Consider the following 23376-nt stretch of genomic DNA (forward strand, 5'->3'; position numbering starts at 1 on the left):
CCATTTAATCCAAAGGAATTTATATGACAGATAAATCAAATGACAAAATAATGCCTGAGGAATGCCAACATACAACATATCACCACCCTAAATGGCATGATGACGGAACCTGCAATTGGGATGACCTTAAACTCCAACCTAAAGCCTTCAATGCCCAAGCCAAGTGCGTGATGCCGCCGACTAAAGTTATTCCTGTCATTTTTTTACCGGGTGTCATGGGGAGTAATTTGAAGGCATTAGGCGGTGAATTTATAGACGATGAGCCAATTTGGCGTGGAGATAGTGATATTCAAGTTTATCTTGACTGGGCTAAGTTAAAAGGTCCTGAGCGTAAAAAACTATTAAACCCAGATACGACTGTCGTGGATGACCGAGGCGAAATTAGTACTAAAATTTATTCCCGTATCACCGATGACGGTCAAGGGGAATATGGCGCGTTATTGCCAACGCGAAAAGCGCGTGGCTGGGGGGAGGTGTTACATTTTAGCTATGGTAATACGCTGAGCGTACTGCAAGCCGCCTTATTAGATGATTGGCAAAAAGCGGTCAAACGATGTGCCGATGGTCAGCGTGGGCTGAGTGAAAATCCCAAAGAAAATGGTATTGTTCGTCAGTTATGCAATAAATTTTTAGGCACAGAAGATAAAAAAGAAGAGATGTTGACCGACGCGGAAGTGTCCCATTTCTTACAGTTTTTATATCCGTTACATGTTTTTGGCTATAACTGGTTGGAAGACAATGCGGTTTCGGCGGAAAAACTGGTGAATTACATTGATAAAATCCTTCAAGATTATCAATCTGATGAAAAACATGGTCACGGACTCGCGGTTAATAAAGTGATTTTAGTAACCCATTCGATGGGGGGGTTAGTCGCGCGTTATGCCTCTCAAATCCTCGGTGCAAAAGATAAGATTCTCGGGATTATTCATGGGGTGATACCGGATTTAGGGTCGCCTGCAGCCTATCGGCGAATGAAAGTCGGAGGAAAGCAGGAAGGTGCTGCGGGTATTGTCATGGGTAAATCGGCAGAAGAATTAATGCCTGTTCTTGCGCGCGCGCCAGCGCCAATGCAGTTATTGCCAGCACCTAATTATAAATACGGCGCACCATGGCTATGGATTGAAAAAGGACAACCGGATGGTAATTATCTACAATTACCGAAAAATGGCGATCCTTTTAATGAAATCTATTTAAATCAAACGCTTTGGTGGAAATTGTATGAGTCCGACATTATTGATAAAGATGAATTAGTTAGTCAGCAAAATTGGGAAGATTATAATGATCTTATGGACGGAACTGTCCGAAAGTTTATCTTTAAATTAGGAAAGGCTAATTATCATCCGACCACCTATGTGTTTTATGGTAATGAAATTCCCTCGGATGGATTTGTTAAATGGGATATTACGTCCAAAACACATCCCAAAAATATGCATGACAGTGATAAAACTTATCCCAATAATTTCCATGAAGTCCCTTTACCGTTCAATCGTTCTCGATTTTATGAGCTGAAACCATCCAACACGGCAGGCGATGGTACAGTACCGGTGGAATCGTTGAATGCTATTAAAGCTAAAAATGGTTACTCAATTAAGAGCGTATTAGCAACCAATGTTAGCCATCAAGGGGCTTATGATGTAAAAAATCTCGCCGATATTCATGAACGCCCTGCGTTGCAATTTACACTTCGTGCGATAGCTAAAATAGTGCAAGAGGTTCCGTTATCTTAATGAAAACAAGCTTATCTTTTTGGTTTGGAATGATGATTTTCATTCCCTCTTTTTATGCTGCCCCATTAATTCAGAAGGACTCGATAATGGTTGATGATTTATTTTCTAAAACAAAACCTCAATGTGTGGGTGTTTATGTTGTGGATGTGCCTGAATCATTAAGTAATGGTACAAACAAGGCGACGTATGATGATTTTAAAATAGAGAGCAAATTTATCTATCCGCCGGCGTTTAAACAACGGATAGAGTTGAGAGAAAAAGAGCTTAATGATGCAATGAACAGCCCAGAGAATGAACCTGAAAATGCGCCATTCATTAAGGAAATTATTCGATTACCGAATAATCAAGGTGTGATTTTTGATAGAAATAAGGAAGGCTCAGATGATATTTATCGTCAATTAGAAGCGCATGTATACCTTAATCATATTGCCTTTATTATTACGACTGAATTTAGGGATTTTTCGGATAAAAAACATGAAAAACGGAAAGCTCAATATTTAGCGAGAGGATTTACAGAGTTTCAATCAAACCAAAAACCCATCAAATTAGCGGCAATGCGTTCCTTAATTTCGCGGTTAAATGGGCGTTTAGACCATGAAATCCCGACTGCTAAAGGGTGGTGTATTCCGAATGGATTTATTACAGATGATGGTAATAAACATAAGATCGTTGTTGGGTTTAATTATAAAAATGATGATTTTCTTTTTGGCGCCAGTACAAACAATACTATGATTGCTGATGGTGATACCTTTTTTGGACGGAGTGAAGCGATTAATGAAGCCCTTGAAAATTCAGGAATGAGAACGCTTAAAAAATATAGTTTAATTCCGAATGGTATTCCTCTTGAAGCATGGCTTTTCGAAGGAGTTCAAAACTATGATAATAAACAGTTACAAATATATGATTTTACTCTCTATGCCAATGAAGCCGTCGCAACAGCCTCTAAACCATTAATAAAACTGGGTCTTAATAGTAAGTATAAACAAACTCGTTACAGCGAAGCGCAGATGGTTGAAATTTGGGATCGCATCGTGAATTCATTACGTTATCGACCAAATGCGTTTTAATATGTCTACTAACTAGAATATTTAGTATCCCCCAACACTGTAGTAATTATGTAATCTATTACTATATAAAAACTCACTCTTATAATCCAAAGAGATATTTAATGAAAAAATATAATAAAGCTCTATTTTTAACTATACCACTTATACTCACAAGTTTTATAACTGCTTGTAATACAAAACCCACGGTAGTAGAAAGAAATAAAAACATCACTATTGAAAATCCATTTTCGAATACAAGCTCAGATGGACAATGCTATAAAATAACCGCAGAAAATAAAGACTATTATGGACGTTTAGATAAAGATGGTCATCCGTTACTAATACCTGAGCTTGAAAATAAAGATATAAAAATCAATCTGAGTTTACTAAGTGATAATGACTGTAAAGCGAAAGGACTCTAAATTAAATTAATAATCTATTAACATCATTAATAAAATAGGTACAAGATGAAAGGATTTGTTTGTTTAGGTGATAAAAACACACATGGGGGGAATGTAATTTCAGCCTCGTCAACAATGTATATCAATGGTAAACAGGTAGCACTTGTTGGCGATGTAATTTCGTGCCCTAAACATGGAAAAAATACTATTGTTGAAGGTTCTAATTCTGCCTTTGAAGATGGTAAAGCCATTGTAGTTGATCAGTGCTTATGTGCTTGTGGTTGTCATGTAATAAGCTCAGAACCTACAGTCAGTGTAATGTAAGTGATGAAAAGGATATCAATGCCATGAATTGGGAAATTCCAACCATTCCAGATAAGCACCTTTTAACCAAGCCTAAGTATAAAATTATAATTTCATTTTTAATCACTATCATTACAGTAAGTTATATTTATAGTTTAAGCTTAGAGAATGAGAGTAAATTTATTTTTTTGCTATACACAATCCCAGCCATTACTATAATATTTTTTTTACTCGGTGGTTTTTTATTTTTACGTTATCAAAACTCAGTTGTTTCATATAATAATTGGGAGAACGAAAAAAAAATCACTAAAAATGACTGGCAAGCTTGGTGTCAATCATCCATAACCATTCTCGCCAATGTTATTTATACCCCAGACAAAGATGGAGCAGATGTTTTTCTAACAGATGCGGAATCAATACCTATGTATCCTGACAAGTCTCGCCCACTATTTAATAACCAAGAGTTTAATGAATCATTACTATCTAACATTGATAATGATTTAGAAACCAAACATCCTTATTATAAAAATCACTTATCTAATATATATTTAATAAATGAAAGCAACCATTTACATTTAGACGAAATGATATTTAATCAGTGGGATATATTTCCAATTAAAAAAAATAAAAATCAAGAAATATTTTCTGAACATAATGAAAATGATTTTTTCTTAATCATTACCGCTCAATCAAAAAAAGATCATAGTGAATTTATATCCGCACAATTATTTTCATCTAAAAATAATTTAATTACTTCATCAATCGAAAACATAAAAATAGAAAGAGTTATGCCTATTGTACTAACTGATTTTGATAATGAAATTAATAAATATATCGAATACAGTGGGATATCTAGAGGACATAAGTTTCAAACATGGGTATCAAATACAAAACAAGAGCTGATTGAAAAATTAATTATTGCATATTCTGATAAAACAATAAAGTATGATAAAAATCACCCTGTCTATATTTTAGATACCTTCTACTCAACACCACATAAAGAAGCATTTTTCACCTATATATCCCTATTGACCGATATATCAAAAAAGACACAAGAAGATCAAGTTCTCATTCACTTTAACCAAGATGATTCAGGCTACGCTGTCTACATCAGTAACAGGTCATAGTATGAAAAAATCATTAACAACTTACCCACGTTGGAAATTATTTATTTTCCTATTAGTTGCTCTTATTTTAGTTTCAATAATTGCGTTTATATTCTATCAACGCAATCCATTTGATTTAACTAATCTAATTATTTCAGTTACATCCATTTCATTTATATCCATCTTAGCTATCATATTCTATCCAAGCTTAAACAGATTAAAACAGAAAATACAGCAAGCTACCTATAAGCCGACTAAGCAAAATCAATCTAATAGCGAAATTTCATTACAAAATACAAAAAAACTGAGCGATGAAATCATTCAGTCTATGAATTCGTTATACGGCACTTTCTGGCGTAAAAAAGTCACCATCAATCTCCTCATCGGCCCCGCTTCTGCCGTTGAAAAACTAGCGCCTAAACTCACAAGTGAACAATGGCAAGAATCCGATGGTACTGTATTAATCTACGGGGGTGATGTTGGTAGAGAAATCAATCAACAGCAAATTGATACCTTAAAACACCTGCGCCGTCGTCGCCCTCTGGATGGCGTGATTTGGGTCAATGAAAACAGCCTTTCTTTGCAGCCACTAGAAGCTTCTTTATCCTTTAATCACCTCAATACCGCTACTGCTGATATGGCAGGGCGTTATCTGCATAACTTATTTCAAGCGTTGGGTTGGCGCGCTCCTGTGTGGCTATGGAGTGTCAGCGATGGTCCGCATATTAGTGCCGCAGAAACGCCATCAGTGTTGTGTTTAACGGAACCCGGTGGAACGCCAGAAACATTATCGCCCGCGCTGTTAAGCTTATTGCCAGCACTGACTCAACAAGGCACGCTTGCCCTATTAAAGCAGCAAACGCATACCTATTTACTCACCTTAGCGCAATCGTTGCGTACGGGTGGAAGCCAAAAACTCGCAACATCAATAGCGCCGCTGTTATCCGGTTTTCGTGCACTACCTTTTGCAGGCGTGGCTTTTAGTACCCCCGCGACAGCAGCGCCGGTACAATTACTGCCCCACAGTTGGCAGCCCGATAGTCGTTGGCAAAGTTGGCTTGCCGTGCAGTCCGAATTAGCCAATTCACTTAAACCGACTGCACTCGGTATTAATTCACAACGCGTCGTCCAATATACCGCCGCGACGGCAATGGTACTCTGGGGCATCGGTATGGTGGCCTCTTATTTAACGAATCGTCAGCTGATTAATACCAGCCAATATAATGCTGCTGCCGCCGCTGATCCCAAACTGACGGAAACGGTACGTCTTAAAGCCCAGTATGATTTTCAACAAACACTAGGTGTACTCAGTCATCGTGAAAAAACTTCAGTGCCGTTATGGCTTCGATTTGGTTTAAACACTAATGATGCACTCTTAGCACAATTATGGCCTGTTTATCAGCAGTCTTTACTACCGTTATTGAGTAATACAGTCAACCAACAGTTAACTCAGCAATTACAAGCCTTTGCTCAACTTCCACCAGACAGTACTGAGCGCGCCGAAGCCTCTCAAAGTGCCTATCAGGTGTTAAAAGCTTATTTGATGATGAGTGCGCCAGAACGCATGGAACCGACCTTTTTTACAGATACCGTTTTATCGACTCTACCCCATCAATCCGGCATCGATGATGGCGAATGGCAAACGCTGGGTAAAGAACTGTTGATGTTCTACGCAGAACAGTTACCTCAGCACCCTGACTGGGCTATTCGTCCTAATCGGTCGTTAATCAGCAATAGTCGTACGCTACTTATTCGTCAAATTGGCCAACGCAGTGGTGAATCCGCGCTTTATCAAAAGATTCTTCAACAGGCTAAAAATAGCTTTTCTGATATGACGCTAGACGACATGGTCGCTGAAACAGATGTGAGTTTTCTGTTCACAACCGATGAATTTATACCGGGGATCTTCACTCGCAAAGCATGGGAAGAGTCAATTGAGCCGGCGATTAAACGTGTTGTCGAGGAACGCCGTGAAGAAATTGATTGGGTGCTCAGTGACAATCAACATACGCTCGATAGCGAGATTTCCCCTGAACAATTAAAACAGCGTCTAACTGACCGTTATTTCTCTGATTTTGCCGGAAGTTGGTTGAATTTCCTCAACAGTCTTCAATGGCGTCATACCGACAGTTTATCAGATACTATCGACCAACTAACATTGATGAGTGACATTCGTCAATCGCCAATTATTGCGTTGATGAATACACTATCTTACCAAGGCAAAACCGGCCGCCAGCAACAAAAACTGGCCGATTCATTCATGAGTTCAGCAAAAGACTTATTGAATAAAGAACAACAACCGGTAATTAGTCAAAAGGCGGAGTTTACGGGACCGCTAGAGCCAGTATTTGGTCCCATTCTCAATTTTACTGACCCACAAGCCAGTACAGCAAATAACGATAATTTGAGTTTACAAGCTTATTTAACTCGAGTAACTCGTGTTCGTTTGAAGTTACAACAAGTTGTCAGCGCTCCCGATCCACAAGCGATGTCTCAAGCGCTAGCACAAAGTGTTTTTGAAGGTAAAAGTGTCGATTTATCGGAAACTCGCGACTACGGCAGTTTAATTGCCGCCAGCTTAGGGCAAGAGTGGAACAGCTTTGGGGATACCTTGTTAGTTCAACCGATGACCCAAGCTTGGCAACAGCTTTTAGCACCAACGGCACAAGGTATTAATAGTGAATGGCAAAGTGCGATTGTGAATGATTGGAATACCGCTTTTGGTGGTCGTTATCCTTTCAAAGACACGCAAAGCGAGGTTTCTCTTCCTCTCATGGCGCAATATCTACGACCAGATAATGGACGAATTCAACGATTCTTAGAAACTCGTTTAAAAGGTGTGTTACGTAAAGAAGGCAATCATTGGGTGCCAAACAGCAGCAATGCGCAAGGATTGCGTTTTAATCCTGAATTTATCAAAGCGTTAGACACCTTAAGTTATCTGGGAGATGTAGCGTTTGCCAATGGTGAGGCACGTCTCTATTTTGAAATGCGCCCAGGCACCAGTAAACACGTTATGCAAACAAAACTAGTTATTGATAAGCAAACGCTCACTTACGATAACCAATTCCCTGAATGGCAGCGATTTGCTTGGCCTGCTGATACCATTGCCTCGGGGGCATCGCTCAGCTGGATGACCACAACGACTGGCACACGATTATATGGTGATTACCGCGGCGTCTGGGGCATTATTCGGTTATTAGAAACCGCTACCATCACGCCTTATGCAGGGAGCACTAGCAGTTACACCGTTTCATGGAAAACTTTAGGTGATACTAACTTATCTTATACCTTACGTACTGAAATGGGTGATGGCCCTCTTGCCCTTCTGAAATTACGTAATTTTGTGCTTCCTGAACAAATCTTCTTAGATTAACGGCTCCGAGGAAAACCAGTTATGCCAGTATTAACGTCATTACGGACAATGTGTTTCGCCGAAAATCCCCAAGATGAAAAGCCCCTTGCAGAGCAACAAATTGCCTTATGGGAACGTTGGTTATTACCGATTACACCAGAGTCTCCTGTCGGTGAAGACCCCGGTTATGATGATGATTTTGAACGGATGCGGGAAGAAGTTAACAAGCTTTCTGGCGCCGATACTGACCTTATTTGTACATTAGCTGAAAAGTTGCTGACCACAACGTGCAAAGATGTGCGTGTTGTCACCTATTACATCTGGGCTCGCTTGCACAAAGAAGGCGAAACGGGTCTTGCCGATTCACTCGGCTTATTAGCAGGTTTAGTCACTCGCTATCATGATACCTTGCTACCAGCACGGCCAAATAGTCGTAAATCTGCACTCGAATGGCTAGCCGGCCAGCGTGTTTTAGACAGCTTATCCCTCTACCCTGAAGTAGATCAAAACGAGTTTTCACGCATTGTGGCGTTATTTGGTGTGTTACTCGATGAATTTACCACTTGGGATGAAGCAAGCCGTCCGCAGTTATCTTCACTATTAAGAGCATTAGAAAAACGCTTAGCGCTATCGGGTGGTGCAAATAGTGTTGTTCCACAAAATATGCGTGCTTCAGAAAGTTCTCGGCCAACACAAGTGCTCTCCTCCAATACACAAACTAATTTGATGGCGCCAATACAGTCTGGTCGAGAACTATTAGATCAAGCTAAAGTCCTTGCTGGCTATTTACGTAATCAGCCTGACGGCTGGCTTGCGGGTCATCGCCTAATGAAATCTGTTCGTTGGGATACCTTGCACCAAGCCCCGCCACAAAATCAACAAGGTTGTACGCGACTCGCACCACCTCGTTCTGATGCTAAATCCCAACTTAAACGCCTCTATTTACAACAAAGTTGGTTAGAATTAATCGAACAGGCCGACCGATTATTTGCGGAAGGTGTTAACCATTTTTGGTTAGATGTGCAATGGTATTTACATCAAGCCTTGAGTAAGTCCCCCGCACCTTGGGATGGATGGGCCGCGGTTATTGCATCAGATTTAAAACAGTTTCTAACACGTTTACCCGGTTTAGAAACCTTAGCATGGGAAGATGGCACACCATTTTCTGATGAAGTCACGCTCAATTGGATTAAACAACACATTCTTGAAGAGAACGCCACCTCATTACACAACTTCCCTGCACATCAATCTCTACAAACAGATGATGCGTCAGTGTTAGCACTTGAGCAAGAAGCTCTTACCCAAGCCGATAACGAAGGTATTGAAGCTGCATTAGTTTGGCTAATGCACCGTCCCGATATCCGCACACCTCGGCAAAAATGGTTATTACAGTTGATTATGGCACGTGTTGCCGAACAATTTTCACGTCATGACCTAGCACTCAATTTGCTGTGTGAATTGGATAGCGAAGCTAGTCATATGTCACTATCTGGCTGGGAGCCTCAATATATTTTTGAAGTTAAGGCACGCCAACTGCATTTATTGCGCAATAAAGCGCAACGTAATACCGATAAAACAAGCTTACAACCACAAATGGCGAGTTTATTAGCCGAATTAACCCGAATAGATCCTGTGCGAGCCCTTGTTTTATATCCTTAATATTAAAAAATAGAGAATGAAGAATGGATGATTTAACTCTCCGTTACTATGATGCGGAAATGCGTTATCTGCGTGAAGCAGCGAAAGAATTCGCACAGGCACACCCAGATAGAGCAGCGATGCTTGATTTAGATAAGGCCGGTACCCCTGATCCCTTTGTTGAACGCCTATTTGAAGGTTTTGCTTTTTCAATGGGGCAATTACGGCAAAAAATTGATGATGACCTTCCTGAACTCACAGAAGGACTGGTGAGTTTATTATGGCCACATTACCTGCAAACTATTCCGTCTTTATCCATTGTTGAGCTAGCGCCAAGCATTAACCTTATGAAGATAAGCGGTGCTGTTCCCGCTCATTTTGAGGTATTGTCACGTCCGATTGGCACAAAAAAAACCGTCTGCCGCTATCGAACTACCCGTGACCTTCCGCTCAATCCAGTAAAACTGACAACGGTTAATTTAGCAACAGAGCCCGATGGGCGCTCAGTTATTCGTCTATCCTTTCAATGTAGTGAAATGATAGATTGGTCACAAACCTCATTAAACGCCCTATCTCTCTACTTAGCAGGGGATATTCCAACAACCTACGCGCTTCATTTGGCATTAACCAAACAGGTTGCGGCAACTTGGTTGAAATTACCCTCAGCCTCAGATCGCATTGCTTTACCGCTCTGGTTTTCACCGGGTGGATTTGCAGAAAATGACAGTTTATGGCCTAAAGGAGACACCACGTTTAGTGGTTATCAATTACTTCTTGAATATTTTACTTTTCGTGAAAAATTCCTGTTTGTGAATTTAAATGGATTAGGGGATATTCACTTTCCGGAAAATACACGTCAATTTGAACTGGATATTGTACTAAATACACCGTGGGATAATGATTTAGCGCTAACCACTGAAAACATTAAACTTCACTGTGTTCCTGTTATTAATTTATTCAATGTTGAAGCGGATCCACTCACCGTAAATGGACTTGAGAGTGAGTACCTGCTTCGCCCACGCCGCTTACAAGATGGTCATACCGAAATTTATTCTGTCGATAACGTCCATGGGACGCGGCGAAATGAGCATATCAATTATGTTCCCTTCACCAGTTTTCGACATCGTGGTGGGATGCTGCGCCATAATGCACCAGAACATTATTATCATACAAGAGTAAAACGCGGTGTCTCTGGCTTGCACGATACTTGGCTGATTTTAGGTGGCGAAGATCGCACTGTCGCCAGCGCACTAGAAAGCGAAACCCTATCACTTCAACTGACGGGCACCAACGGACAACTACCGCGTAAATCCCTGCAAAGTACCTTACTCGATAGAACAGAACAAACAATGCAAGTGCCGCTCACCGTTCGCAATTTATGCAAACCGACATTGCCTAGCTATCCCCCCGTAGAAGACCGATTTCACTGGCGCGTTCTCAGTCATTTAGGCGCGAGCTTCCTTAATATGATGGATAATGCTGAGGTATTACGTGGCACGCTGGCACTGTATGACTGGCGTGAAGATGACATGAATAAACGCCAACTTGAAGCCATTATTCAAGTTGAACATCACTTAATTGAACGTTTTGAAAAGGGATTTTTGCAACGCGGTATCGCAATTGAAATCACACTGGACAGCAACGGTTTCAACGGCGAAGGTGATATCCATTTGTTTGGCGAAATGTTAAACCGCTTTTTTGAGCTGTATACGGATGTTCACCTGTTTAACCAACTGACTTTACATATTTTACCTACAGGAAAACGTCTGCAATGGACAGAAAACCACAATCTTCAGCGACTCCGGTAATTGAAGCACTTGGTGAAAAACTGCCTTCAATTAATTTTTATCGCTTTTGCCAATTAATTGAACAAACCAATGCAACCTTACCACCTTTAGGCAGCACTCAAGATCCAAAAGAAGATCCAATTCGTTTCCGTCCTCATCGAGGGATGGGTTTCCCGGTTACTGAAATAAAAGGAACGGATAAAGAAGATCGTTATCGAGGCAATTCAACGCCGAGCATCCGCACTACCTTTTTAGGGCTTTATGGTGTAACTTCCCCATTGCCCACCTCTTACTTAGATGATGTTGCTCAGCATCGTGATGGCACAGAAGCCCTAACCGATTTTCTTGATATTTTTAACCACCGACTAACGACCCAATTTTATCGAATTTGGCGTAAATACTCTTATCCCGCCACCTTCGAGGCCGGGGGAGCGGATGAAACATCACAATACCTATATGGATTGATTGGATTAGGTATCCCAGGAAGTGCCAGCCGTGTACAAGCCCCACTTTCACGTTTTTTAGCCCTGCTCGGGACAATGCGTTTACCGACTCGTACAGCTGAAGGCGTGGGCTCATTAGTCGCTTTATTAGCGCCCAATACTACTGTTCGTATAAAGCCCCATGATGCAAGACGAATTGAGCAAAAAAGTATTACAGCGCTGTCATGCAAGCAGCCGCTAAACTTAACCAACAAACCGGTATTGGGCCAATACGCTATTGATGTAAACAGCCAAATTCTCATTCAACTTCATACCCATAATGTTGAAGAAGCGCGAGGCTGGCTGCCGGATGGACAACTGTATCAAGATTTAATGGCATTGCTGCATGTATACCTTGGGGCAAGAGTCAATGCACGGCTCAGTTTAACGCTGCCGAGATCTTTACTGCCGAATGCAGCGTTAAATGCAAAATCACACCAAGGTGTTCAGCTAGGTCGGACTGCCGCCATGCGTGTTCAATCAACACACAGTCAATTAACGGATACCGATATCACGATTGGTCTGGGACTTTATCAGCGTCTGCAACCTCATCTGCGACACGATCAACATTCTGACAATGCTAACTACGCCAATTATCGATTCTAACCATGAGACCCACCCGATGAAAGCAACCTATTTTCCTTATGCGCCTTTTTCGTTACTTTTAATTGCAGCCCTAAACTTAACAGGATGTGGACTCACCCAAATGATCGGGGATGGTACTAGCGATGTGGCAAAGTCAATTTTTTACAAACAAATCAAAGTAGTACATTTAGATTTTGTCGCACGTGAAGCCCTAAATAATGATGATAATGGCACCTCGTTATCGACCATCATTCGAGTTTATCAATTAAAAAATGCCGATAGTTTTAATAATAGCGATTACGCCACGTTGTTTGCTAAAGACAGTGAAGTACTAAAATCATCACTCCTCATACAAAAAGATATTCGCATCCGCCCAGGTGAATCAATATCTTTAGATATGCCATTAGAAGAAGGCGCTGAATTTGTGGCTATTGCGGTCATGTTCAATAATCCAGACCTCATTACTGATGATTGGCGTGTGGTTATTCCGAAAAAACGCTTACTACCTGATGAACCTCGTAAATTAGTACTTTTAGAACAAACAATGACGCTTAATCCATTAGGAAGTGACAAATTATGACCCAACCCTCTCTCTATGAGATGCTCACTGGATATTTTTCAGGAGGATTGCCCCTTGATGCCATAAGTGAAGAAGAGCAATTAATTTTATCTGTTATGGATAACATTCGTCGTATCCTAAACTCACGAGCAGGGAGCATTGCGCATTTACCAGACTACGGTTTACCCGATATGAGCAAGATGATCCAAGGGCTTCCTGGTACCGCTCACAACATGATGAATATTCTATCTACAACATTAATTAAATACGAACCTCGAATAAAAACAGTCTCCCTCGTTTTACTGCCACAAGATACCTTTGGCACATTGCGATACTCCCTTGATGTAGAGCTTCATCAACGAGGGCTTATTCGTTACGGTACCGAGTTTGTACCTGATGGGCGCGTTTTACTTCATCATTTGAAAAAACAATTCGATTAATTTCAGGTTAACTTCCCCCTTTCGAGATGACTATGAATTCTGATTTAAACACCTTACGCCCAGGCGGCGACCCACGTACATTCAGTGATTTTTCAGCATTAAAAGAAGAGCTGAATAAACGTTTTCACCCCGCTCGCCCAGATATTGATTGGGCTAGAGCACATGGATTATGCCTTTCGATATTTAATCAAAACGGTGCAGATCTTCAAACAACTACTTGGTTTATATTGATCCGCCAACACCAAGCAGGAATTGATGGGCTAAATGAAGGACTATCATTACTGCATACTTTACTTAATCAACATTGGCAAACAATTTGGCCGTTACAAACCCATGCTAGAGTTGAGATTTTATCAACACTCAGTCAGCAGCTGATTGCGGGATTACGTGGAATGACGCCTGTTTATAGCGATTTAGCTGCGCTCTATCAAGCAGAATCAACCTTAGCAAAAATAGGCCAACAACTACAAACATTAGAATTAAAACACCTAACACAGCTTGAGCGATTACAAAATTTACTCACCACACAAGCGCGACAGTTAGAAAATACCGATGTCCCAGATAATGGTTTTATTCCTTCAACCCCATTACAAATTCCTAAAACTTCCCCTTCCACATTTCATGCTCGAACTGCCGCAGCACCAATTTCTATCAAGGCAAATGCTACATTAACCCCAAATATTGATAATCTGAAAACACCAAACCCGCAAGAAATAAAAAATAAACGGTCATTTCGCCAAGGAATGGGATTTGGATTATCATTAGGAATTTTGATCACTGGTATTGCTTGCGCTGCAACATTTTATACATTATCGCCATGGGAAAAAACAACTGAATTAGGGCAAGTGCTACCCAAGCTTCCTGAATTTACGCCAAATATTGTTGCTCTCCTAGATCAGCAATTACAACCTAATAAAACACAACTAAGCTCTTTCTCAGTTGAAAAATTAGCCATGGTGGACAACTATCTACTTGAATTAGAATCACTCTCACCGATTTGGACACAACAATATGGCCTCAATATGGTCAATTATCTAGAGCAACAATATGGCGATCATGCTGACGTCAGTACCTTTACTGAAAAATGGCAACAAAATATACAAACTAATGCATTTGCTGAAAATCGGCTTAATCAATGGTCAGAAGGTATGGAGCAGTTGAATAAACTAAGTGTGCGATTAGATAGCCTTGATGGTAAACCCCGCAGCTACATTACTGGCTCTGAATTAAAAACAATCATTTTCAATGCACGACAACATTTTAATCAAGGTTTACCATTAGAAGAGGAATTACGACGTTTAGAAACGCAAAAAGCACAAGGGACCGTTGCAGAGTCTGAATATCAACGTATTGACAATCACTTTAAGCAACTTCTTAATCGCTATGCCTTAATGCGCCAAAATTAGTAACAGTTATTCTCAATATATCTCAGTACTAAATATTTATTGTATAGCTATTACCAATAATAAAAAATAATACTGAGGTCTCATTATCTATATAGATTTTTGATATCATTGAATTTGAAAGCTGTAGAAGAATACTAAATTAAATCGTTTTTTAATCTAATATTCTTCTACATATTCGTTTTGATAACAAAACAGCCTATTCTTATACAGCTATTACCTCACAATAAGAATTAATTTAGCCAACGCTCCCTCCTCTAATAACGTACTTATTGAAGCATTCCTAAATATCAATTCCATACAAATTAAACCATCAACACTACTATTCTAACTTCTATTTTCTAATATTTAAATTTACCCCACTTAATAAAAACCTCAATAAATTATAATTCATGTAAATATAAACCAAGATTATCATCACCCAATAAATTAATTTTAAAATGATCAAAAAATTCAGTGTTAATATTTTAATTTCCAGTAAGTTTAAATCTAATTTCATTGTAAATTTATAACTCAATAATATTATTTCTATGGAAACAATATCATTGTAGACCCCCCCCTAAACCACCTCGATCAGCCAACCAAATTATTACATTAAAATCAATTATTTACGATTGATTTTATTTATTTTAAAATTATTAACTAAAAAATAATTAAAAATAATTTAATATCATTTTTCCTTTTTATTTAAATAGTTAGCAAGTAAAAACACTTATTCCATGATAACTCCACCTTGACTTTATAATAAAAAACACCAGAATTGAATTCATATGAAATATAATAATACTTATTTAATTTTATATCATATTATACTTATCAGCATTTATTAATACTGCAATTATTTTTGATGCATTAATTTCATGGAGATATTAAACCCTCAAATTTAACCATATTCACACATAAATAATTTTATATTTAAAATATATAACTATAAGTGAGTACATCTACACAATATATACTTAACAATAAGTTACGTATTATTGATAACCAAATTACGGCCATTAATACAGCGAAAAATTAATCTAATTATTTTACTACTAAATGTGTTTTCCATAAATAATTCAACGAGGAACTAATATCATGGTAAATAATAGTATTGATATATCTAAAAATGATGCAGCGGCAGTCTATGTATTAGAGCAAGCGATGGGGTTTACTTTTCAAGCTTCGCTACGCGCGGCAGCAGTATTAGGTATAGCCGATTATCTTAAAGATGGAGAAAAAACAGTAGATTACCTCGCAAAAGAAGTGAATGTGGATAGTAAAAAATTATTTCGTGTCATGAGAATGTTAGCCTCTAAAAGGATCTTTAAAGAAACTAGTGATAACAAATTTGCATTAACACCAGAGGCTGAGTTTCTTCGTTCAGATGCACCTCAATCTTTATGCTCCGCAATATTAATGCTCACCGATGAGACCTTTTGGTCCCCATTAGGGGATCTTGTCGATAGTCTACGTAGCGAATCTTCTTTTAAAAATTTATACGGCATGTCGTTCTATGAATATTGGTCGAAAAAAGAAAATCAAAGAGATGGATATGACTTTCATACTGGCATGTCCTCCATGTCTGCGGTAGAAAATTATTTTTTAGTCCAAGCCTACGATTTCCCAAAAAATGCAACAGTAGTCGATATTGCAGGTGGTATGGGAGGATTGCTATTAAATGTACTTCGTAATAACCCAACTTTACAGGGTATTTTATTTGATCAACCCGAGATATTAACCCGAAACCGTCTTAAAGAATTAGGTGATGACTCGCGCTGGAAAACACAACCCGGTAGCTTCTTTGAGTCTTGCCCTACCGCAGATATTTATCTATTGAAATACATCACGATGGATTGGCCCGAAGAGCAAGCCAGAGCCATATTACGCTGCTGCCGAAACGCTATGCATGAAAACTCCAAATTACTCATCATGGAGCCCGTTATACCAAAAGGAAATACTTGGCATGGCGGTAACGAAATCGATCTGTTGCTATTAGCTAGTTTTGACGGCGGACAAACACGCAGTGAAGATGAGCTCAAAGTTTTGTTAAAAAGTGCGGGATTGAAATTGAATCGCATCATTAATACAGGCTGCTACGTCTCCATTGTTGAAGCCGTTATTGATTAAGTAAATATTAACCAGCCTATATATCAACTGGCTAGTGTGAATTCTGGCGTTGACAATCAATGGCATCGCCAGCCTCTTACTTAAAATAAGCGAAAAAAATTCACTCTAAATTTATCATGTTGATTAAATTGAAAAATAATTCAATTTCGCTAAATTAACAGGAAAAAACAATGGGACAGATTTCAGGTAAAATCATCATTATTACCGGCGCTAGTAGTGGGCTAGGTGCTGCAACAGCACGCTATCTTGCCACTCTCGGAGCAACCCTAGTACTTGCGGCTCGTCGTAAAGAACATCTTGATATACTCGCGAAAGACTGTATCGCCGCTGGCGGCAAAGCCCTCGTCGTACAAACTGATGTTACTCAACATGCTGATGTGAAAAATATGGTCAATCAAACTCTCACTCAGTTTGGTCGAATCGATGTGTTAATTAATAATGCAGGATTGATGGCGATAGCTCCCATGCACAAAGCAAAAGTTGATGAGTGGGAACGAATGATTGATGTCAATGTAAAAGGACTGCTATACGGTATCGCTGAAGTACTACCGGTATTTGAAAAGCAAAATGAAGGCCATTTTATTAATATTTCTTCGGTAGCTGGCGTCAAAGTTTTCAGTCCCGGCGGTACAGTTTATAGCGGAACAAAATATGCTGTACGGGCAATATCAGAAGGGTTACGCCATGAGGTTGGTGGAAAAATTAGAACGACAACAATTTGCCCAGGTGTCGTCGAGTCAGAATTAAAATTCGGCAGCTCAGACCCCGAAAGCGCATCATTTTTACAAGAATTTTATAAACAAGCTATCCCTGCAGATTCAGTTGCACGCGCTATTGCTTATGCGCTTGAACAACCACCCAATGTCGATATCAATGAAATCGTCTTACGCCCTACGCAACAAGATTTTTGACCAGCGTTTTCTGTGATGCGCCAAAATTTCTTCTCACATTCTTATTCTCACCATGCTTTTCGGATCTTTAGCCATGCATATCGCTCTAAATTTAATATCCGAGTAATTGTGAGTATTTAAAAATATTGGCCGCCGCAAAGATCACATCAATCACGTTCTTGTTCAATGTTAAGCAATTCACGTTTATTGACAGGTTATGACCATGAGCAAAAATTATGCAGTAGCAGATTACCTTCTCGATCGTTTGGCTGAAATTGGCATTCATCATTTCTTTGGCGTACCGGGAGATTACAATCTACAGTTTCTCGATCATGTTATTGACCACCCCAAAATAACTTGGGTTGGCTGTGCTAACGAACTCAATGCAGCCTATGCTGCGGATGGTTATGCACGCTGCAAACCAGCAGCAGCGCTACTTACCACCTTTGGTGTCGGGGAATTAAGCGCTATAAATGGCATAGCCGGCTCCTATGCTGAATATCTCCCTATCATTCATATTGTTGGCGCACCTGCACTACGCGCTCAGCGGGTAGGCTGTTTATTACATCATTCGTTAGGAGATGGGGATTTCGGCCATTTTACCCGTATGGCACAAGAGGTCACTGTAGCCCAAGCTTGTCTTACTTTTGATAACGCCGCGACAGAAATTGATCGTCTCATCACGATTGCATTAACGGAGCATCGCCCTGTACACCTAGTTCTTCCTTGTGATGTTGCCGAAATGCCTTTGATCTCCAAACCTGCACCAATGAAGTTACCTCAAATCAATTTATCAAAAAAATCACTGGAAAACTTTATCAATGCAGCGCGTGAAAAATTACAATCAGCACATAAAGTCTCACTACTTGCGGGTTTTCTCGTCGAACGCTTTAACGCTAACGAAGTGCTAGATCAATGGATGAAAGAAGTTCCAATTCCCCATTCTACTTTGCTATTTGGTAAAGGTGCAGTCGATGAAACTCGAGCCAGTTTTACCGGAACATGCATCGGTGCGGCTAGCGAACCACAAGTGAAACGATGGATAGAAGATACCGACGTTATAATCAATGTCGGTGTGCTGTTCATTGATACCGCTACAGCGGGATTTAGCCATCAATTACCCGAAAATGGATGCATCAATATCCACCCCCATGAAGCAAGAATTGGGCAACAGGTCTTTACTCAGATCCCAATGCAAGAAGCCATTAAAGCACTCCACCAGCTGAGCTTATCTCTAATAAAACAGTGGCAATTACCCACTATTAATCGCCCAAAACAAGCAAATATTAATGGAAGTAAACTCACTCAACGCCTTTTCTGGCATCAAATTCAGGGTTTCTTACGTCCAGATGATATTGTGATTGTCGAGCAAGGAACGTCTTGTTTTGGTGCCGCGACACTCACTTTGCCGCAAGGTTGTAAATTTATCGTTCAATCCTTGTGGGCTTCAATTGGTTTTTCCTTAGCCGCTACATTTGGCACTCAAACAGCGGAGCCTGATCGCCGAGTTATCCTTTTAGTCGGTGATGGTGCGGCACAATTTTCAGTTCAAGAATTGGGAACAATGCTACGTGACGGACTAAAACCAATCATATTTTTATTAAATAATGAGGGGTATACCGTTGAACGTGCAATTCATGGCCCTGAGCAACGTTACAATGATATTACCTTGTGGAATTGGACATTATTATTACAAGCTTTAGCGAATGAAAATCCGGCACTGATAAGAAAGGTGACTGAGTCAGAACAGTTACAACAAGTGTTGAAAGAAGCCGAAAATTGCAATCAACTTGCCTTTATCGAAGTCATACTACCAAAGATGGATGTGCCTGAATTACTAAACTCTATCTCAAGAGCACTTCAAAAAAGTAACGCGGCTTAATAAGCTAAAGTCCTTAAATAGATTGCGACGATTAAAAAGTCGCAATCATCAAAGTCTTTCAAATTACTATATTATTTCAAACTAACATCATTATTCAAAAGATATACCGACATCGTTTCTCGATTTATTGAGTACTTTTGATACCGCTATCGCCAGATCAAGATGTTCATGGCATATTGCAAATTCTTTAGATGCAATTTGATCACGAAAGAATGCAAACTCAAATATCATATGGTTTGTTGATGCATCTTGAGACATCGAAGTTACTTTGCCTTCGATATTCGCTTCAACTGATTGGCAAATACTTGGAGCACCCTCAACGCGAATATAACCGTTAGTGCCCTGAATAATAAAATAACCAGGACTTCCTGAATCTTTTGCGCCTGTACAAACTGCAATTGTCTTATCAAAATGTAATGTTAAAATTCCCGAGGTATCTATGCCGTTATGTCCTTTATTACAAATATAACGACTTTCATCAGGCACTCCCATAAGAGCAAGCAATACATAAATATTATAAAGATTAATATCATACAAAGCTCCACCCGCTTGCTGTGGGTCAAAAGCCGCATGAACGTTACCAAGTAAATAATCATCATACCGGCTTGAATACTGCGAGTAATTACCCTGAATTATCTTTATATCCCCTATTTTACTGATATTTTGCTTAATGAAATTAAATCCAGGAGTATGAATAGCGGTGATCGCTTCAAATAAATACAAGCCTCTTTCATGAGACAATAAAACTAATTCTTGCAATTGTTCCCATTCAGGTGTGAAAGGCTTTTCACAAATAACATGTTTATCAGCCATTAACGCTTTATGCGTATAACTATAATGCAAGTGATTTGGCAAACCGATATACACTACATCTATTTGTGTATCTTGCAGTAATTTGTCGTAATCGGTATAGAGCTTATTAATTCCAAACTGCTGGCAAATTGATTCGCCCTTTTCAATACTCGATGCACGCACACATAACGCAACAACATCAATCCCTTGTACATGCATTAATGCATCAAGAGCTGACATGATTATTTTTCCTGAACCAATAAGCGCAATTTTCATTTATTTATCCATTAGTAAGGTTAGCGATGACTAATATAACGAATAAAACACAAAGATGTCATTCTTATCCCCAACCTCTCGAAGCACTCGAGTCAGAAGGTTCCAGTCTGGTTTACTACGCTTACTAGCTGATATGATAGCGGTACAAGCTGATTTCTAGCCGTTAGACTACGAAAATTGAACTCATCACCCCGAGCAGTATATTGCAGCAATCCACACAGGGTTAAATCTTAACTATGAACCAATGAAATATTGGGTTAATGAAGCCTCGAAAGCGAACTAGATAGCCAGTTTCAAGTGCCCGAATTTCTCACGCTTAGATTTCATCTCTTCTTCAAGACGACGAGGTTCCTGCCCTGTTTCAATCGCCGTAGAGGTTATCACCGCACGAATGAGTTGAGTACGAGTGGGTTTTGTTGCTTGAGTTAATTCACTCTTGTTCATAGTAACCTCGCTTCAAAGTGACGATAGTGCATTTTTATCGTTAATTTATATGGCAATACAGCTCACATCGTACAAGCTAAATATATTTATATCTCCAAGCTCTAAGGAAATTAAGTATTTGAATTAACCGAGCTGAATACCAATAAACAAGAGAGCAATGCTACCTTGTGCTCTCCAAGTAATACTACTAAACAAGATTCTGTCACTCAACGAAATAGAGATTGCGCACCTAATTCGGAACTTTTTCAAAAAAATATAACTTTAGTCTGCTTTGAGCGAGGAGCAGAAGTCATTGCCGTAATAACTGTAAGGGGATCAGATATCGTGAGTTATGTTTCTGAGCATGCCCAAAACGAGCTTTGCTGCGGCCCCTTCATGATCTAAATCAGGATCATAGATGGTCACAGTGATCCCACAGCAGCGCATATTCATAAAAAGTTCACGACAGAGATTAACAAGTTTTTTGGAAGAAAAGCCGGGGGCGCCGGGACAATCAACTGCCGACATTTCAGCGCTATCCAGTACATCCACATCGAGATGAATCCAGTATGGTATTTCAGGAAAGAGATTAAGCCGCCCATATATCGTATCCATGAGTTGGTTATCCGATAGTTCAAGCGCATCAAAAACAGTTATACTCAGGATATCAGTGTCCGCTATATCCGGCCATTCATAATCTTCAAGGTGCGACTCTCGCTCTCCCAGTTGAATGACCGCATTATCCTGAACTAGAGGTCCTTCTATTCCAGGCCACACAGTCAGCAATGATTCTCCCCGCCCGGTGACAAGCGCCAGATCCATTCCGGCTGCCGCGCCGGGTTGGGCTCCTGGCTCCCGCGTCCAGTTTCCGGGATGACGGAAATCGCTGTGGCCGTCAATATGTACAAGTGCAAGTTGCCCTAAATTACGCCTACTGCCGAGCAAGGCTCCGGGCAGTATGGCGCAATCGCCTCCGATCACAACAGGCTTTAAATTACGACGATGGGCCGCCTCTACTTCGTCAGCCAGCAGCAGGTTAAGCTTTCTGAGCTTGTGACCGTTCAGAATATCTGTCCCAGGCTCATCTTCAGGGCTGTATTCTGGGCATGGAACAGTAACGAACTCACAGTGGGAGAAAATTTTATCGAGCCCATACTGCATGAGAACCGATGGCGCGCGGAAAGTCCCTGGGGTGTGCCCTTTATAAAGAGGATTGAGGCCAAGATTAGACGGGACAAGAATTATTTTTTTCATCATTATCCTGCTGTTGGTAGCATTATCCTGCTGTTGGTAGGTTGATGCGAAGTTTTATTGGTGCCGGTTAAATAACCGGCGCCGGGAGAATTAACGCCAGCGTTCTGTCGCCCAGGCGACCTGCTGTTGTGCGTCGTGGAAAGTCCAGGCCACGAAGCGACTGATTTTTTGCCCCTGCGCCATTTCAATGGTACGGACTTCGGCCGCACCCACCTGCTTCAACGCGTGATAAATCGAAGGTAAGGTCGTATTTTTAGAAATCAACGAGGTGAACCACAGGCAGTTTTGCGCCAGGCTAACGCTCTCCTCTACCATTTTACGCACAAAGGCTTCTTCACCGCCTTCACACCATAGCTCTTTATTTTTGCCGCCAAAGTTCTGTACCGGCTTGTCGGCTACCTCGCCTTTACCCAGCTTGTGCAGTTTGCGGCGGGTGCTGGCTTGCGCTTCCTGTTCAGAGCTGTGAAACGGTGGATTACACAGTGTGGCATCAAATTTCTCCGCCACGCCGATGATGCCGTTCAAAATAAATTCGGGTTGTTTTTGTAAACGCAGGCGCACGCCGTTTCTCAGTGTCGGATTCATCTCCACGATCATTTTGGCCGTATTGAGCGATACCGGATCAATCTCCGAACCGGTAAAACGCCAGCCGTATTCACACAGGCCAATAATCGGATAAATACAGTTGGCGCCAACACCCACATCAAGGATCGCCACGCCTTTACCACGAGGGATCTCACCGCCGTTGCTGGTCGCCAGCAGGTCGGCCAAATGGTGTAAATAGTCGGCACGCCCGGGGATCGGCGGGCACAGATAATCGGCAGGAATATCCCAGTGTTCGATGCCATAAAAATGTTGCAGCAACGCACGGTTGAGCATTTTAACCGCCGCAGGATCGGCAAAATCTACCGAGAT

19 protein-coding genes and 1 pseudogene are annotated in these 23376 nt (G+C 40.5%); 16 read left to right on the forward strand and 4 right to left on the reverse strand.

All coding sequences use genetic code 11. From position 1 onward, the window contains the following. Nucleotides 1–23: 23 nt before the first annotated feature. The 15 genes from ACTH6U_RS12890 to ACTH6U_RS12960 all read left to right on the forward strand — a co-directional run bounded on the left by ACTH6U_RS12890 (nucleotide 24) and on the right by ACTH6U_RS12960 (nucleotide 19716). On the forward strand, nucleotides 24–1727 hold the full coding sequence (locus ACTH6U_RS12890; protein ID WP_441832355.1) for a lipase family alpha/beta hydrolase: 1704 nt from the start codon (nucleotides 24–26) through the stop codon (nucleotides 1725–1727). A gap of 86 nt (nucleotides 1728–1813) precedes the next feature. Then, nucleotides 1814–2794, forward strand: a complete 981-nt coding sequence (locus ACTH6U_RS12895) for a T6SS immunity protein Tli4 family protein (RefSeq protein WP_441832356.1) — start codon at nucleotides 1814–1816, stop codon at nucleotides 2792–2794. Nucleotides 2795–2895: 101 nt separating this feature from the next. Beyond that, nucleotides 2896–3195: a hypothetical protein gene (locus ACTH6U_RS12900; RefSeq protein WP_441832357.1), complete on the forward strand. Its 300-nt coding sequence runs from the start codon at nucleotides 2896–2898 to the stop codon at nucleotides 3193–3195. A 45-nt stretch (nucleotides 3196–3240) separates the two neighbouring features. Further along, nucleotides 3241–3498, forward strand: a complete 258-nt coding sequence (locus ACTH6U_RS12905; protein ID WP_441832358.1) for a PAAR domain-containing protein — start codon at nucleotides 3241–3243, stop codon at nucleotides 3496–3498. Nucleotides 3499–3521: 23 nt separating this feature from the next. Beyond that, the gene (locus ACTH6U_RS12910) at nucleotides 3522–4604 is read left to right on the forward strand and encodes a hypothetical protein (protein ID WP_441832359.1); all 1083 of its coding nucleotides are present in this window, start codon (nucleotides 3522–3524) and stop codon (nucleotides 4602–4604) included. Nucleotide 4605: 1 nt separating this feature from the next. Further along, a complete protein-coding gene (locus ACTH6U_RS12915) occupies nucleotides 4606–7959 on the forward strand; it encodes an ImcF-related family protein (protein WP_441832360.1) in 3354 nt (1117 codons plus the stop codon). Nucleotides 7960–7980: 21 nt separating this feature from the next. Then, the gene (tssA, locus tag ACTH6U_RS12920; RefSeq protein ID WP_441832361.1) at nucleotides 7981–9597 is read left to right on the forward strand and encodes a type VI secretion system protein TssA; all 1617 of its coding nucleotides are present in this window, start codon (nucleotides 7981–7983) and stop codon (nucleotides 9595–9597) included. A gap of 23 nt (nucleotides 9598–9620) precedes the next feature. Continuing rightward, nucleotides 9621–11384, forward strand: a complete 1764-nt coding sequence (tssF, locus tag ACTH6U_RS12925; protein WP_441832362.1) for a type VI secretion system baseplate subunit TssF — start codon at nucleotides 9621–9623, stop codon at nucleotides 11382–11384. Further along, on the forward strand, nucleotides 11348–12451 hold the full coding sequence (gene tssG / locus ACTH6U_RS12930; protein WP_441832363.1) for a type VI secretion system baseplate subunit TssG: 1104 nt from the start codon (nucleotides 11348–11350) through the stop codon (nucleotides 12449–12451). The genes tssF and tssG overlap by 37 nt, the downstream gene beginning before the upstream one ends. Before the next feature lie 16 nt (nucleotides 12452–12467). Then, a complete protein-coding gene (gene tssJ, locus ACTH6U_RS12935) occupies nucleotides 12468–13010 on the forward strand; it encodes a type VI secretion system lipoprotein TssJ (protein WP_441832364.1) in 543 nt (180 codons plus the stop codon). After that, entirely contained in the window at nucleotides 13007–13429 is a 423-nt protein-coding gene (gene tssE, locus ACTH6U_RS12940; protein ID WP_441832365.1) for a type VI secretion system baseplate subunit TssE, read from the forward strand. Before tssJ ends, tssE begins: the two co-directional genes overlap by 4 nt. A gap of 32 nt (nucleotides 13430–13461) precedes the next feature. Continuing rightward, entirely contained in the window at nucleotides 13462–14835 is a 1374-nt protein-coding gene (locus tag ACTH6U_RS12945) for a VasL domain-containing protein (RefSeq protein WP_441832366.1), read from the forward strand. A 1077-nt stretch (nucleotides 14836–15912) separates the two neighbouring features. Continuing rightward, on the forward strand, nucleotides 15913–16944 hold the full coding sequence (locus ACTH6U_RS12950) for a methyltransferase (protein WP_441832367.1): 1032 nt from the start codon (nucleotides 15913–15915) through the stop codon (nucleotides 16942–16944). 170 nt (nucleotides 16945–17114) lie between these two features. Next, nucleotides 17115–17855: an SDR family oxidoreductase gene (locus ACTH6U_RS12955; protein WP_441832368.1), complete on the forward strand. Its 741-nt coding sequence runs from the start codon at nucleotides 17115–17117 to the stop codon at nucleotides 17853–17855. A 202-nt stretch (nucleotides 17856–18057) separates the two neighbouring features. Next, nucleotides 18058–19716, forward strand: a complete 1659-nt coding sequence (locus ACTH6U_RS12960) for an alpha-keto acid decarboxylase family protein (protein WP_441832369.1) — start codon at nucleotides 18058–18060, stop codon at nucleotides 19714–19716. Between the two features lie 90 nt (nucleotides 19717–19806). Here ACTH6U_RS12960 and ACTH6U_RS12965 read toward each other — a convergent pair whose 3' ends face one another. Beyond that, nucleotides 19807–20784: a Gfo/Idh/MocA family protein gene (locus ACTH6U_RS12965; protein ID WP_441832370.1), complete on the reverse strand. Its 978-nt coding sequence runs from the start codon at nucleotides 20782–20784 to the stop codon at nucleotides 19807–19809. A gap of 112 nt (nucleotides 20785–20896) precedes the next feature. Between ACTH6U_RS12965 and ACTH6U_RS12970 the strand changes: the two are divergent. Then, nucleotides 20897–21067, forward strand: a pseudogene (locus tag ACTH6U_RS12970) (cell filamentation protein Fic); the annotation flags it as partial. Here ACTH6U_RS12970 and ACTH6U_RS12975 read toward each other — a convergent pair. The 3 genes from ACTH6U_RS12975 to rlmF all read right to left on the reverse strand — a co-directional run. Beyond that, nucleotides 21064–21228 (reverse strand): hypothetical protein, encoded by a 165-nt coding sequence (locus ACTH6U_RS12975; protein ID WP_434720168.1) that lies wholly within the window; start codon nucleotides 21226–21228, stop codon nucleotides 21064–21066. The pseudogene ACTH6U_RS12970 and the gene ACTH6U_RS12975 sit on opposite strands and share 4 nt — an antisense overlap. 315 nt (nucleotides 21229–21543) lie before the next feature. Further along, complete coding sequence (locus ACTH6U_RS12980) at nucleotides 21544–22461, reverse strand: arginase family protein (protein ID WP_441832371.1); 918 nt, start codon at nucleotides 22459–22461, stop codon at nucleotides 21544–21546. 90 nt (nucleotides 22462–22551) lie between these two features. Then, nucleotides 22552–23376: 23S rRNA (adenine(1618)-N(6))-methyltransferase RlmF (rlmF, locus tag ACTH6U_RS12985; RefSeq protein WP_441832372.1), on the reverse strand; the 825-nt coding region annotated here is incomplete at its 5' end.

The organism is Providencia sp. (genome assembly GCF_052096715.1).
Classification (GTDB): Bacteria; Pseudomonadota; Gammaproteobacteria; order Enterobacterales; family Enterobacteriaceae; genus Providencia.

Bases quoted from the DNA above. Each gene is read 5' to 3' on its own strand.
- tssA (WP_441832361.1), top strand. From the start codon at position 7,981: ATGCCAGTATTAACGTCATTACGGACAATGTGTTTCGCCGAAAATCCC.
- ACTH6U_RS12975 (WP_434720168.1), bottom strand. From the start codon at position 21,228: ATGAACAAGAGTGAATTAACTCAAGCAACAAAACCCACTCGTACTCAA.
- ACTH6U_RS12890 (WP_441832355.1), top strand. From the start codon at position 24: ATGACAGATAAATCAAATGACAAAATAATGCCTGAGGAATGCCAACAT.
- ACTH6U_RS12895 (WP_441832356.1), top strand. From the start codon at position 1,814: ATGGTTGATGATTTATTTTCTAAAACAAAACCTCAATGTGTGGGTGTT.
- ACTH6U_RS12965 (WP_441832370.1), bottom strand. From the start codon at position 20,784: ATGAAAATTGCGCTTATTGGTTCAGGAAAAATAATCATGTCAGCTCTT.
- tssG (WP_441832363.1), top strand. From the start codon at position 11,348: ATGGACAGAAAACCACAATCTTCAGCGACTCCGGTAATTGAAGCACTT.
- tssJ (WP_441832364.1), top strand. From the start codon at position 12,468: ATGAAAGCAACCTATTTTCCTTATGCGCCTTTTTCGTTACTTTTAATT.
- ACTH6U_RS12950 (WP_441832367.1), top strand. From the start codon at position 15,913: ATGGTAAATAATAGTATTGATATATCTAAAAATGATGCAGCGGCAGTC.
- ACTH6U_RS12955 (WP_441832368.1), top strand. From the start codon at position 17,115: ATGGGACAGATTTCAGGTAAAATCATCATTATTACCGGCGCTAGTAGT.
- ACTH6U_RS12980 (WP_441832371.1), bottom strand. From the start codon at position 22,461: ATGAAAAAAATAATTCTTGTCCCGTCTAATCTTGGCCTCAATCCTCTT.
- ACTH6U_RS12905 (WP_441832358.1), top strand. From the start codon at position 3,241: ATGAAAGGATTTGTTTGTTTAGGTGATAAAAACACACATGGGGGGAAT.
- ACTH6U_RS12960 (WP_441832369.1), top strand. From the start codon at position 18,058: ATGAGCAAAAATTATGCAGTAGCAGATTACCTTCTCGATCGTTTGGCT.
- ACTH6U_RS12945 (WP_441832366.1), top strand. From the start codon at position 13,462: ATGAATTCTGATTTAAACACCTTACGCCCAGGCGGCGACCCACGTACA.
- tssE (WP_441832365.1), top strand. From the start codon at position 13,007: ATGACCCAACCCTCTCTCTATGAGATGCTCACTGGATATTTTTCAGGA.
- ACTH6U_RS12915 (WP_441832360.1), top strand. From the start codon at position 4,606: ATGAAAAAATCATTAACAACTTACCCACGTTGGAAATTATTTATTTTC.
- ACTH6U_RS12900 (WP_441832357.1), top strand. From the start codon at position 2,896: ATGAAAAAATATAATAAAGCTCTATTTTTAACTATACCACTTATACTC.
- tssF (WP_441832362.1), top strand. From the start codon at position 9,621: ATGGATGATTTAACTCTCCGTTACTATGATGCGGAAATGCGTTATCTG.
- ACTH6U_RS12910 (WP_441832359.1), top strand. From the start codon at position 3,522: ATGAATTGGGAAATTCCAACCATTCCAGATAAGCACCTTTTAACCAAG.